The following is a 12,933-nucleotide window of genomic DNA, read 5'->3' on the forward strand; positions in this document are numbered from 1 at the left end:
ATGGCGCGCATCCTCATCGTCGAGGACGAGGCCCGCATCGCCTCGTTCGTGGCCAAGGGCCTGCGGGCCGAGGGCCACGTCGCCACCGTGGTCGGCGACGGCCGCAGCGGTCTCGACCACGCCCGCAGCGGCGAGCACGACCTCGTCATCCTCGACATCGGCCTGCCGGGTCTCGACGGCTACGGCGTCCTCGACGCACTGCGGGCCGAGGGCTCCACGGTGCCGGTCATCGTGCTCACCGCCCGCGACTCGGTGCGCGACACCGTCTCGGCGCTGGAGGGCGGGGCCGACGACTACATGCCCAAGCCGTTCCGCTTCGCCGAGCTGCTCGCCCGCGTGCGGCTGCGGCTGCGGAGCGCCGCCGACACCGGCCCCGCCGGCCGCGGTCGCGAGAGCGTCGAGGCGGGCGGGGTGCGGCTCGACCTGCGCACCCGGCGCGCGACGGTCGAGGGCCGCGAGGTCGACCTCTCGGCCCGTGAGTTCACCCTCGCCGAGACGTTCATGCTCAACGCCGGCAACGTGCTCTCGCGCGAGCAGCTGCTCGACCACGTGTGGGGCCTCGACTTCGACCCCGGCTCGAACGTCGTCGACGTCTACGTCGGCTACCTGCGCCGCAAGTTCGGCGCGGGCGCCATCACCACCGTGCGCGGCATGGGCTACCGGTTCAACACCGCCTGAGGCCGAGCCCGAGACTGGGGGCGTGACCACCTTCGCCGACGTCCTGGCCGCCCGGCTGCGCCGCGACGCCGCCCAGCCCCTGGTGACCTTCTACGACGACGCGAGCGGCGAGCGGGTCGAGCTGTCGGTCACCACCTACGCCAACTGGGTGGCCAAGACGGCGTCCCTGCTGGTCGACGAGCTCGACCTCGAGCGCGGCGGCTCGCTGCGCGTCGACCTGCCGCCCCACTGGCTGGGCGTGGTGCTGCTGGGCGCGGCGTGGAGCGCCGGCCTGGTCGTCACCGACCGCGACGACCCCGACGCCGTCGTCTGCGGCCCCGAGACGCTCGGCGCCTGGGCCGGGCAGACGGGCGAGCGGGTGGTGCTGGCCAGCGCGCTCCTGCCGCTCGGGGTGCGGTTCGCCGACGGCGTCCCGCCCGGCGTGCACGACCTCGGCGTCGAGGTGTGGTCGCAGCCCGACGCGTTCACCGCCTACGACCCGCCGGCCGCCGACGACGCCGCGCACGACCTCGGCGGCGCGCCGGTGACGCACGGCGCGATGTGGACCGCGGCCGCCGCCGGGACGGTCTGTCCCGACGGCGGCCGCCTGGTGTCGGTGGCCAACCCGGCTTCCCCACCGGGGATCGCCACCGTCACCGAGCCGCTGCGAAACCGCGGCTCCCTCGTCCTGGTCGCCCGGGCCGCGCGGGAGCGCCTGGAGGCGATACATGCCTCCGAACGCGCCACCGCCCGCTTCCCTGCCTGAGCGCCCTGGACATCTGCGGGTCTCCTGTCGCCTCTCCCCCGGCTCTCAGTTGACCATGTCGTAGGCCTTGAAGCCCTTGCCGATGACCACCGGCGCCGCGAACGAGCGGGCCGTCGCCTCCACGAGCACGAGGTCTCCGGAGCCCTTGCGGCGCATGACCAGGTCGGTGTGGCCCTTCGGGCCGTTCAGGCCGACGTCGCTGACCCCGACCACCCAGTCGTAGGGGCTGACGTCGAGCTGCGAGAGCATCCGCGAGCCGGTGAGGCCGCCGGGGCCGTTGCCCGGGAAGACCTGCAGCCGCGGGCCGCTGCGCACCAGGACGTCGGGGGCGCCGTCCTGGCCCCAGCGGCCGGCGGGGATCTGGCGCCAGCCCGAGACCCCGCTGTAGGCGACGTAGCTGGGCTTGAGGCCGCGCACGCCGTTGCCGGGGTAGATGCGCATCGCGCCGCCCTTCGGCTGCCCCATCAGGTCGGGCCAGCCGTCTCCGGTCATGTCGCCGACGGCGGCGAGCATGTCGACGCCCTTGAACCCGCGGGCCAGGCGCACGCCGGGGTGGAAGCGTGGCGTGCTCGTGCCGCGTCGCAGGAACAGCGTGCCGTCGGAGGCGCGGCGCTGGATGATGTCGGTGTGGCCGTCGCGGTCCCAGTCGCCGGCCATCATCACCTTGTCGGCGCGGGTCAGGTCGATGTTGGTCCTCATCCGCTTGCCGACGACGTAGTTGCCGGCCTTGTCGGTGTTGATCGGGATGATGAAGGCCGTCTTGGTCGCCTTGTCGCGCACGACCAGGTCGGGCCGCGGCCCCGAGGCCACGCTCGACTCCAGCTCGCGGCCCTGCCAGCCGACCTGCGCCTGGGTGGCCAGGCGGCGGATGTCGGGGATGCGGGCGTAGAGGTACTTGCCGGGACAGGCGGTCGAGGCGGCGTCGCGGTGGCCGTTGATGGCGGCGAAGTCGCGCGAGACGACGTACTGGCGGCGGGAGGACGCGTCGACACCGTGCAGCGAGAGCTTCCAGGCGAACAGCGCGCCGTAGGCCTGCACCATCGCCTCCGAGGGCCGGGTGATGTCGAAGTTGCCGATGGCCGACATCGCGAACGCCTCGTCGTTGTAGCCGAGCGTGTGGGCGCCGACCACCGGACGGTCGATACCGCCGGCGCGGCCCTCCCAGATGCGGCCGAAGCGGTCGACGAGGTAGTTGTAGCCGATGTCGCTCCAGCCCCGTGACTGGGTGTGATAGGCGTAGATGCCCCGCAGGATGGCGGGCACGTCGCCGCGCGAGTAGTCGTTGGCGTTGACCGTGTGGTGCACGAAGCCGGCGTGCACCTCGTAGTAGTGCAGCGAGCCCGGGTCGCGCATGCGCTCGTCGGCGCCCCACTGCTTGCGGGAGTAGATCGTCGGCTTCGGCGTGTAGGCCGCGGCGGCGAGCGCGATGTCGCCGCCCTCGCCCTCGGTGCCCTCGGCCGCCCCGTCGGTGGACGCGCCGTCGGGGGTGGCGAGCGCGGGCTCGGCGGAGCCGGCGCCGGTGTCGAGCGCAGGACGCTCGAGCGCGTTGGCGGTGGGCGTGCCGGGGTCGATGACGGCCAGCTTGAGGTCGGCCGGGACGGCGTCCTCGCTGATCACCTCGACCTGCACCGACTCGACGTCGCCGACGAGCAGCTCGTCGGTGCCGGGACGGGCGCGCTGCCCCTCCTCGCTGTCGGGGTCGGGACCGTGGTCGTCGTGGTAGACCATCGGCGTCCAGTCGGTCCACCGGCCGGCCTCGCGCAGGCGCACCTTGAACCGGATGCGGTCGTCGGGGACGGCGGCGCCGTGCTCCCACGTGACGCCGATGGCGCCGTAGCCGCTCACCGGCTGCGGCTGGCTCAGCACACGCTGGCCGCCGCCGGGGACGACGCGGCTGCGCTGGGTCTTCAGCGCGCCGGGGGCGAGCCGGGCGCCCCGCGGGGCCGTGAGCGAGTACTCCTCGACCACGGGGTCGACCGCCGCGGTCGGGACCACGGAGGCGCGGGCGGTCTCACGCGAGTAGGCCGCCATCGACAGCGGGGGCAGCTGACCGGCCGAGGTGCCGGAGCCGGGGGCGGCCGGGGCGCCCGGCCGCTGGATGTCGAGGGTGATGACACCCAGGGCCGAGGTCATCGCGACGCAGACGACGCCGAGCACCAGCAGCTGCTGGCAGGCCGTCACGAACTTGGGGTGGGAAGACATGGGAAGCACTCCAGAGCGGTGGGGGAAGATTCACGCGCGCCCCAACTTTCACACCCGTCACACGGACTGTGAAGAGGATCTGAGTAACTACAGATCTGTAATTTCCACCCGACACGCCGGTGCGTTCGTAAAATTACACCGGTGTAAGTCAACTCGGGACCGTTGCCAGGGCGCGGCGGGCTCAGCGGCCACCTACTGCACGGCGCCCCCGGCCCTGCTTCCCGAGGACCGTCGCGGGGCTTGCTCGACCTGGCCGGGACCGGCCCGGCGCTCGTCCTACTCAGATGTCGGCGCCGAGCTCGTCTTCCAAGTCGTCCTCGGGCAGCTCGGTGCGGTCGTCGCCGTCGTCGTACTTCAGGAACCGGATGCCCTCGTCGACGTCGCCGTCGAAGGCGACGCGACCCTGGTCGAGCACGATCACGCGGCTGCACATGCGCCGGACCGACCCGGCGGAGTGGCTGACGTAGAACAGCGTGCGACCGCCGTCGCGCACCTGCTCCATGCGCTCGATGCACTTCGCGCGGAACGGCTTGTCGCCGACGGCGAGCACCTCGTCGGCGAGGAAGATGTCGGAGTCGACGTGGATGGCGACCGCGAAGCCGAGGCGCGCGCTCTGGCCCGAGGAGTAGTGCCCCACCTCGGTCTCGAGCAGGCGGGTCTCGATGCCGGCGAAGTCGACGATGGAGTCGTACTTGCGGGCGATCTCGTTCTCGCTCATGCCGAGGATGGCGGCGTTGAGCATGATGTTCTCGCGACCGCTCAGCTGCGGGTGGAACCCGGCTCCGGTGGCGATCAGGCCGGCGATGCGGCCGCGGGTCAGGATGCGTCCCTGGTCGGGGCGCATCACGCCGTTGATCATCTTCAGCAGCGTGCTCTTGCCCGAGCCGTTGAGGCCCATCAGGCCGATTGACTCGCCCTGCTCGACGGTGAAGCTCACGTCGTCGACCGCGATCTTGGTGTCGCTGGTCTTGCGGCCGCGCACCTTGGCCACCGTCACCTGCTTGAAGGTGCGGTGGAACCGGAGCGTGAACGCCTTGGTGACGTTCTCGACCCGGATGGAGTCGACGGCCATCAGATGCGCTCCGGGATCTTGCGCTCGAAGGCCCGGAAGGCCAGCTGGGCCAGGCCCAGCAGCACCACGCACACCCCGACCATGACGAACCCGCGCAGGATCAGGTGGTCGGGCAGGTTCTGGGCGGCGAAGTCGGCCGGCTGGCCCGGGTCGCCCTCGACCGTGCCGGTCCAGAACGCCCGCTGCATCAGCAGCACCGCGTCGGCGATCGGGTTGAGCAGGTAGTACGGCGCGAACGAGCCGAACCGCTCCCCGACCATCGTGTAGCTGTAGATCATCGGGACGCCGAAGCGCACGAAGTTGGTCAGGATGTTGACCATGCTCGAGAAGTCGCGGAAGAAGACGTTGAAGGCGCTGAAGACCAGCGCCAGCGCGGTGCCGAGCAGCATGCTGATCATCAGCGCGAGCACCATCGCGAGGATGCCGACCGGGTCGGGCGTCCAGCCGTAGGCGAGGCTGGCGATGGTGAGGATCACCAGCTGCGGGCCGACGTGGTAGAGCGAGACGGCCATCGAGGCCACCGGGAACATCTCCAGGGGCACCGCCATCTTCCGCACCACCGCCTTGTTGCGCACGATCGAGCGCGTGCCGGCGTTGAAGGTCTCGGTGAAGAAGTGCACCACGACCAGTGCGGCGAAGATGTGGATCGCGAAGTTCGGCACCGAGCGGTGCAGCGCGAAGATCTTGCCGATGATGGCGAAGTAGATGAAGAACTGCGACAGCGGGTTCAGGTACGACCACAGCAGCCCGAGGAACGAGCCGGAGTAGCGCGCGCTGATCTCGCGCCTGACCAGCAGCTTGAGCAGGTAGCGGCGGCGGAAGACCTCCAGCAGACCCGCGCTCGGCGCGGGGTTGACCAGCGGCGGCAGGGTCGCGGCGGAGCGGCCGGTGCCGACGCCGTCCTCGCGGTCGTCGCCCGCGGCCTGCGTCGACGGGCGCGAGGCCATGTCGGTCACGACGAGGCCCCGGGTGCGGCGTCCTGTCCCCCAGCCGTGCCACTCGCGCCGCCCTCGGTCCAGGGCCGGAACGTCTCGTCCCAGGCCTCGGGCGAGGTGATGTGGTCGAGCCGGTCGCGGTACTGCTGCGCCAGCTCGGGCCACTCGCGACGCAGTCGTGCGTGGATGGCGACGGTGCGCTTCATCAGGTCGCGGAACCGGTCGGGGTCGCGCTGGTAGAGCGCGGCGGAGGTGCCGTCGTTCATCGAGACCACGGCCGAGTCGTAGCGGCCGAGGCGGTACCACTTGGCGTCCATCGCCCGGATCTCGGCCTCGGGGTAGGCCTGGGCCAGGGGCCGCGGCTGGCGCAGCTGGCGCAGCGGCATCAGGGCGGCGTTCAGCTTGGTCTCCCAGCGCCGCGGGACGGCGGAGTCGTCACGACCCTTGCGCGGCGGCTTGGTGCGCTTGACCTCGGGGAACGCGTCGCGGTCGGTCTCGAGCCGGGCGTCGGTGAACTGCTTGCGGAAGGCGTTGATCTCGCTGAGCTTGGTCGGCAGCATCGCGTGCAGCGCGTCGGGGCCCTCGAGCACGTCGAGCAGCGCCCGGTGGCGGATCTCGACGGTGGAGTACTGCATCGAGACCAGGTGCGCGATGGCGTGGTTGAGGCTCTCCTGCACCATGCGCCCGCCCTTGGGGTACTGCGAGTGCAGCAGCGCGGCGACGAGCCGGTTGCGGTGGTGGAAGTAGGCCTGCCAGTCGAGGGCGTCGTTCTTGTCGGTCCACGGCACGTGCCACACGGCCGCGCCCGGGAAGCTGACCGTGGGGTAGCCGGCCTGCTTGGCGCGCAGGCCGTACTCGGAGTCGTCCCACTTCAGGAACAGCGGCAGCGACAGCCCGATCTCGGCGATGACCTGCCGCGGGATCAGGCACATGAACCAGCCGTTGAAGTCGACGTCGATGCGCTGGTGCAGCCACCGCGCCGAGCGCAGGTTGCGGGCCGAGAAGTCCCAGTCGGTGAACACGCCGGGGGCCGACTGCCACCAGAAGCGCCACGGGGTGACGATCTCGCCGAGGCTGTGCAGCCGCGACTTGGCGTAGAGGCTGAACATGTGGCCGCCGACGATGGTGGGACGCCGGCACAGGTCGCCGAAGGTGACCGCGCGCAGGATGCCCTCGGGCTCGCAGACGACGTCGTCGTCCATCATCATCGCGTAGGTGGCGGTGCCCTTGCGCAGCGACTCGAGCTGGCCGCGGGCGTAGCCGCCCGAGCCGCCGAGGTTGCCCTGCTCGATCACGCGCAGCCGGTCGCCGAGCGAGGCCTGCGCCTGCGGGAACTCCTCGGAGTCGACGACCTTCTGCGTGCCCTGCTCCATGACGAAGACGGTGTCGAGGTAGGGCGCGAGCACCTCGTCGTCGCCGATCTGCGAGAGCAGCTTGGCGCAGAAGTCGGGCCGGTTCATCGTGGTGATGCAGATGTCGGTGGTGCCGTGCTCGGCGCGGTCGGCCGGCACCTGCGAGGTCCACTCGGCGCCGTGGACGACGGCGTCGACGTCGCCGGCGATGACGTCGTACCAGTACCAGCCGCCGTCGACGAAGGGCTTGAGCGAGAGCTCGAAGTCGAAGGTGGCGCGACCCGAGGCGTCGACCGTGGTGCTGTCGACGCGCTGGGAGCGGCCGTTGGCCATCGACTTGTAGACCGTGACCGTGGTGCCCTCCCCCTCGACGTCGACGCTCAGGGTGACGTCGGAGACCACCGTGTGGCGGCGCCAGTAGCTGGCCGGGAAGGCGTTGAAGTAGGTGCCCAGCGAGAGCCGGTCGCCCGAGACGACGCGCACGGCGGTGCGCGAGAGGATCTGCTCGGGGTGGATCGTGGCGCCGGTGCTGATCGACTGCCGCATGGCGGCGGCGTTCATCTCGCGCGCGTTGCGGTTGGCGCCGACCTCGTACTTGTCGGCGTCGAGGATCGCGGGCTGGGTGTCGACGTAGAGCGGCAGGACGTCGAGGTCGCGGTCGAGCGGCAGCACCTGGCGCTGCAGCAGCCGGGTCGCGGTCGGGGCGGCCGACCCGCTCGTGGACGCCGTCGCGGGCTGGGTCTGGGTCACTCGATGCCTCCGCTGGTCAGCGGCGCGCCCTCGCCGAAGTGCGGGCGCAGCCGGTTCTCGAACATCGACAGCGCGGAGCCGATGGCCATGTGCATGTCGAGGTACTGGTAGGTGCCGAGGCGGCCGCCGAAGAGCACCATCGGCTCGGCCTGGGCGAGCTCGCGGTAGCGCAGCAGCGTGGCGCGGTCCTCGGCGGTGTTGATCGGGTAGTAGGGCTCGTCGCCCTCCTCGGCGAAGCGCGAGTACTCGTGCACGATCACCGTCTTGCCGGGAAGGTGGGTCTTGACCCGCTCGGGGTGGAAGTGCTTGAACTCGATGATGCGGGTGAAGGGCACCTCCTGGTCGTTGTAGTTGACCACGCCGGTGCCCTGGAAGTCGTCGACGTCCTCGACGCTCTCCTCGAGGTCGACGGTGCGCCACGACAGGCGGCCCTCGCGGTGGTCGAAGTACTCGTCGACCGGGCCGGTGTAGACGATCGGGAGGGTGCCCTTAACGGTCTCGGCGCTGTAGTCGTGGCCGGGGGCGAAGAAGTCGGTCTCGAGGCGCACCTCGATGTTGGGGTGCTCGGCCATGCGGGTCAACCAGGCGGTGTAGCCGTCGACCGGAAGGCCCTCGTGGGTGTCGCTGAACCAGCGGTTCTCGAAGGTGTAGCGCACCGGCAGGCGCGTGATGATGTCGGCGCTCAGCTCGGTGGGGTCGGTCTGCCACTGCTTGGCGGTGTAGCCCTTGATGAACGCCTCGTAGAGCGGGCGCCCGATCAGGCTGACCGCCTTCTCCTCGAGGTTGGTGGCGTCCTCCGTGGCGATCTCGCTGGCCTGGCCCGCGATCAGCTCGCGCGCCTCCTGCGGCGTGTGGCTCTTGCCGAAGAACTGGTTGATGAGCCCGAGGTTCATCGGCAGCGAGTAGACCTGGCCCTGGTACTTGCCGAAGACCCGGTGCTTGTAGTCGGTGAAGGCGGTGAAGCGGTTGACGTACTCCCACACCTTCTCGTTGGAGGTGTGGAACAGGTGCGCGCCGTACTTGTGCACCTCGACGCCGGTCTCGGGGTCGACCTCGCTGTAGGCGTTGCCGCCGAGGTGGGAGCGCCGGTCGATGACCACCACGCGCAGGCCGAGCTCGGTGGCGCAGCGCTCGGCGACGGTCAGGCCGAAGAAGCCGGCGCCGACGACGAGCAGGTCGGGCCGTGCGGACGGCGTGGATGCGCCTGCGGTCGGGTCTGAGGATGCGTCGGGCACGATGGGTCAGTCTACGAAGTGGAGGGCGCCGGGGCCGATTCGCCGGGCCGCGGCGCGGCGTCCAGGATGTCGGTCAGGCGCGGCCGGGCGACTAAACTGGCGTGATGCAGCAGCACCTCGACGGCGTCCGCGCCGCCCTCCGGCACAACTTCGGTTATGCCTGGGCGGTCGGCATCGTCATGGCCGTGGTGACCGCGGTGTTCGCCGCCGTCGCCGAGCTGCCGATCCTCGACCCCGACGCCGTGGTCGCGGGCGTGCCCGCCTACGTGCGCATGCCGGCCATCATCCTGGCCGCGATCGCCGTCGACATCGTGCCCCGCGTCGTCTGGCGCGCGCGCCGCGACGGCGGTGGGTTCGCCGCCCGCTGGCGCGAGGTCGTCCACGAGCGCTGGCCGCGCCAGCAGTGGGTCTTCGCCGTCGGCGGCGTCGCCGCCTGGTACCTGACCTACGCGACCTTCCGCAACCTCAAGAGCATGGTGCCGTTCGTCAACGGCAAGACCTGGGACGTCGAGCTGCGCCACCTCGACCAGGTGCTGTGGTTCGGCCACGACCCCGCCGTCGTGATGCACGACCTGTTCGGCACCTCGTGGGCCGCCTACCTGTTCGCGGGCGTCTACTTCGTCTGGATCGTGCTGGTGCCGGCGAGCATCGCCTTCGCGCTCGTCTTCGCCCGCAACCACGCGGTCAGCTCGTGGTACGTGACCGCCGTCGCCTTCGACTGGGCGCTCGGCGCGGCGCTCTACTTCGCGGTCCCCTCGCTCGGCCCGGTCTTCACCGAGGCGCAGCGCGGCCAGTTCGCCGACCTGCCCTACACCTACAACACCTCGCTGGTCGACACGCTGTGGTCGGACCGCACCGCGGTGCTGAACGACGTCTTCGGGGCGCACACGCTGCAGACCATCGCGGCGTTCCCCTCGCTGCACGTCGGCATCATGGTGACGATCTGCCTGGTGGTGCAGTACGGCGGCTTCGCCCGCTGGATGCGCGTCACGGCGTGGGTCTTCCTCGGCCTGACGATCCTGGCCACCATCTACCTCGGCTGGCACTACTTCGTCGACGTCATCGCCGGTGCCGGCGTGGGCTCGCTCACCGTCTGGCTGGCCGCCCTCGCCACCGGCAACCGGGTCGGCCTGCGGCCCGTGCTGCGCTCCTCGCAGGAGCCGGTCACCGTCGCCGACGCGTCGTCGTCGTCCGCCCGCTGAGCCCGGACGACCGGTCAGGCGGGCCGGGCCGGGCGGGCGACGTCCGAGAGCGTGGCCAGGTCGCGTGAGTCGCGGACGGCGCGCCACACGTTGCGCGCCTCGCCGCGCCCGCCGCGCAGCGGGCTGAGCACGACCACGGCGAGCGCCAGCAGCCACGGCTTGAGCCGCACCAGCGCGTTGCGGCCGTGGCGCCGGTGCACCGCGAACAGGTTGCGGTACATGTAGTAGCCCTTCCAGCCGGCCAGGTCGTGCTGCTGGTCGAAGTCGAGCTGCCGCACCAGGACGGCGTCGCGCACCGCCCAGATCGTGTAGCCGGCCTCGCGGGCGCGGATCGCGTAGTCGCAGTCGTCGTAGAAGATGAAGAAGGCCGGGTCGGGCAGGCCGATGCGGTCGATCACCTCGCGGCGCACCAGGAACCCCTCGAAGGCGACGTTCTCGACCGCGACCCGCTCGGGCATCGCCGCGCGGGTGCCGAAGTCGGTCTCGACCATCGAGCGCTTGGGCCGCGCGTGCAGCGGGTTGGCGAGGTCGAAGCGGGTGGCGGCCTTCTCGACCAGCGCGCCGGAGCGGTCCTCGCGCACCGCGGTCACGCACGCCTCGTCCTGCGCCATGAGGACGGCGAGGCAGTCGGGCGCCGGGACGACGTCGTCGTCGATCACCCACACCCGGTCGAAGCCCTGCTCGTGGGCGGCGGCGACACCGGTGTGGAACCCGCCCGCTCCCCCGGTGTTCTCGGTGAGGTGCAGGCGCTGCAGGCCGGGGACCGTGGCGGCGTCGAGGACGTCACGGGTGTGGTCGGTGCTGGCGTTGTCGACCACGACCACGGCGTCCGGCGCGTGCGTCTGGGCCGCGAGGCCGTCGAGCACGCGGGCCAGCAGGTCGGCGCGGTTGAACGTCACCACGACGACGGCGACGGTCTCGCGCGTCGGGCCGGTCATCGCAGGTACCGCCGGTGGCCGGTGAAGTCGCCACGCAGGCCCGCCCAGGCGCCGCGGGCGCTGAGGGCGACCCGGCCCGGGCGGCGGCGGGTGAGCAGGTAGAACCAGACCGTCTTGACCCAGAACATCAGCACGTGCGGCCAGCCGCGGTAGGTGCGCAGGTTGACGGTGTTGTTGCGCGCCATGCAGTAGTGCTTGAGGTCGCTCGGCGTGTGGTTGTAGGTGGTGCGGCCGAACATCATCGGCGTGCCGAGCTCGCCGACGCTGGGGTGGTGCACGCGCGCCCGCGCGACGGTGGCGATGCGGGCGCCCTCCCGCTCGGCGCGCAGCCGGTACTCGTGGTCGTCGCCCCAGATGAAGAACTCCGCGCGGGGCACCCCGATGCGCTCGACGAGCGCGCGGGTCACCAGCACCCCGTTGAACGGGATGACGACCCCGCGCAGCAGACCGTCGTCGGCGGCCCGGTCGACCTCGGCGACGATGTCGACGACCCGGGTGCCGCCCGGCAGCCGGATCGGGAAGACCAGGCGGCTCGGCTCGGCCTCGTCGACCACGACGGGACCCCAGAAGTCGAGGTCGTCGCGCTCGAGCAGCAGGGCGAGGCAGTCGGGCTCGGGCAGGCCGTCGTCGTCCATGAGCCAGACCAGGTCGGCGCCGTCGTCGACGGCCGCCCGCAGGCCGGCGGCGAACCCGCCCGCGCCGCCGGAGTTCTCGGGCAGCGTGAGGGTGCGGACGTCGTCCTGCTGCGCCAGCCAGGCACCGGTGCCGTCGGTCGAGGCGTTGTCGACGACGAGCACGTCGGTGAGCGCGCCGGTGGCGACCACCTCACGCAGCCGCGCGACGAGGCGCTCGAGCAGGGACAGGCGGTCGAACGTCACCACCACCGCCGTCACCCGCACGGCGACAGAGCCTATGGCCCTACGGTGGTCGGGTGGACACCGACGCGGTCACCGCCCTGCTGCGCGACGTCGCCGACGAGGTCGTCCGGCCGCGGTTCCGCTCGCTGGAGGCCGACGAGGTCGACGAGAAGGGGCCCGGCGACCTGGTGACCGTGGCCGACCGCGAGGCCGAGGCGCTCATCACCGAGGCGCTGCGCGGCGCCTACCCCGACGCGGTGGTGCTCGGGGAGGAGGCCAGCGCGGCCGACCCGGCGCTGCTGGAGCGCTACGCCGCCGCCGAGCACGCCTTCACCGTCGACCCGGTCGACGGCACCAAGAACTTCGTGCACGGCTCCCCCGACTACGCCGTGATGGCCGCCGAGCTGCAGCGCGGCGAGGTCGTGCGGTCGTGGATCTGGCAGCCCGAGCACGGCCTGGCCTTCGTCGCCGAGCGCGGCGCGGGCGCCTTCCGCAACGGCGAGCGCCTCGGCGCGCTCACCCCGGACGCCGACCCCGCGCGCTGGCGGGTGCGGGCCTCGCGCCGCTCGTGGGTGGGGCGCTCGTTCCCCGGCCTGCAGCCGATCGAGCTGTCGTGGGTCTCGTGCGGCATCGACTACCCGCAGCTGGTCACCGGGGGCTGCGACGTGCTCGTCTACTGGTCGACCAAGCCGTGGGACCACGCACCCGGCACGCTGCTGGTCACCGAGACCGGCGGCGTCCACGCCACCGGCGGCGGCTCGCCCTACGACCCCCGCCGCGAGGCGGCCGACGGCCTCGTCGCCGCCGTCACGCCCGAGGTGTTCGACGGCGTCCGACAGCGCTGGGACGCCACCGCCGACTGGCGCTGAGCCGGCCCGGCCACCTCACGATGGTCGAGGTGCGAGGCCGGCCACGGCCGAGCCTCGAGACCCCGGACGGTCGACGCGAACGCGGCCACACGGACCCT

11 protein-coding genes are annotated in these 12,933 nt (G+C 71.8%); 4 read left to right on the top strand and 7 right to left on the bottom strand.

From position 1 onward, the window contains the following. The gene (locus tag ABEA04_RS14420; RefSeq protein WP_345459765.1) at positions 1-678 is read left to right on the top strand and encodes a response regulator transcription factor; all 678 of its coding nucleotides are present in this window, start codon (positions 1-3) and stop codon (positions 676-678) included. Between the two features lie 22 nt (positions 679-700). Next, entirely contained in the window at positions 701-1,423 is a 723-nt protein-coding gene (locus tag ABEA04_RS14425; RefSeq protein ID WP_345459768.1) for a TIGR03089 family protein, read from the top strand. A gap of 45 nt (positions 1,424-1,468) precedes the next feature. On the opposite strand, the gene ABEA04_RS14430 is transcribed toward ABEA04_RS14425, so the two are convergent. The 5 genes from ABEA04_RS14430 to glf form a co-directional block, all read right to left on the bottom strand. After that, positions 1,469-3,625 carry an N-acetylmuramoyl-L-alanine amidase gene (locus ABEA04_RS14430; RefSeq protein ID WP_345459771.1) on the bottom strand — a complete coding sequence of 719 codons (2,157 nt, stop codon included), beginning with the start codon at positions 3,623-3,625 and terminating at the stop codon, positions 1,469-1,471. A 280-nt stretch (positions 3,626-3,905) separates the two neighbouring features. Next, entirely contained in the window at positions 3,906-4,697 is a 792-nt protein-coding gene (locus ABEA04_RS14435) for an ABC transporter ATP-binding protein (RefSeq protein ID WP_345459774.1), read from the bottom strand. Then, positions 4,697-5,644, bottom strand: a complete 948-nt coding sequence (locus tag ABEA04_RS14440; protein WP_345460353.1) for an ABC transporter permease — start codon at positions 5,642-5,644, stop codon at positions 4,697-4,699. The genes ABEA04_RS14435 and ABEA04_RS14440 overlap by 1 nt, the downstream gene beginning before the upstream one ends. Positions 5,645-5,649: 5 nt before the next feature. Beyond that, the gene (locus tag ABEA04_RS14445) at positions 5,650-7,734 is read right to left on the bottom strand and encodes a glycosyltransferase (protein ID WP_345459777.1); all 2,085 of its coding nucleotides are present in this window, start codon (positions 7,732-7,734) and stop codon (positions 5,650-5,652) included. Further along, complete coding sequence (gene glf, locus ABEA04_RS14450; protein WP_345459780.1) at positions 7,731-8,969, bottom strand: UDP-galactopyranose mutase; 1,239 nt, start codon at positions 8,967-8,969, stop codon at positions 7,731-7,733. The genes ABEA04_RS14445 and glf overlap by 4 nt, the downstream gene beginning before the upstream one ends. A 104-nt stretch (positions 8,970-9,073) precedes the next feature. Between glf and ABEA04_RS14455 the strand changes: the two genes are divergently transcribed. Beyond that, positions 9,074-10,171 (top strand): phosphatase PAP2 family protein, encoded by a 1,098-nt coding sequence (locus ABEA04_RS14455; RefSeq protein WP_345459783.1) that lies wholly within the window; start codon positions 9,074-9,076, stop codon positions 10,169-10,171. Positions 10,172-10,185: 14 nt separating this feature from the next. On the opposite strand, the gene ABEA04_RS14460 is transcribed toward ABEA04_RS14455, so the two are convergent. Then, positions 10,186-11,109 carry a glycosyltransferase family 2 protein gene (locus ABEA04_RS14460; protein WP_345459786.1) on the bottom strand — a complete coding sequence of 308 codons (924 nt, stop codon included), beginning with the start codon at positions 11,107-11,109 and terminating at the stop codon, positions 10,186-10,188. Further along, entirely contained in the window at positions 11,106-12,008 is a 903-nt protein-coding gene (locus ABEA04_RS14465) for a glycosyltransferase (protein ID WP_345459789.1), read from the bottom strand. The genes ABEA04_RS14460 and ABEA04_RS14465 overlap by 4 nt, the downstream gene beginning before the upstream one ends. A 32-nt stretch (positions 12,009-12,040) precedes the next feature. Here ABEA04_RS14465 and ABEA04_RS14470 point away from each other — a divergent pair, with 32 nt between their 5' ends. Continuing rightward, complete coding sequence (locus tag ABEA04_RS14470) at positions 12,041-12,835, top strand: inositol monophosphatase family protein (protein ID WP_345459792.1); 795 nt, start codon at positions 12,041-12,043, stop codon at positions 12,833-12,835. Positions 12,836-12,933 lie beyond the last annotated feature (98 nt).

Source organism: Nocardioides marinquilinus, from assembly GCF_039543705.1.
GTDB classification, from domain to species: Bacteria; Actinomycetota; Actinomycetes; order Propionibacteriales; family Nocardioidaceae; genus Nocardioides; species Nocardioides marinquilinus.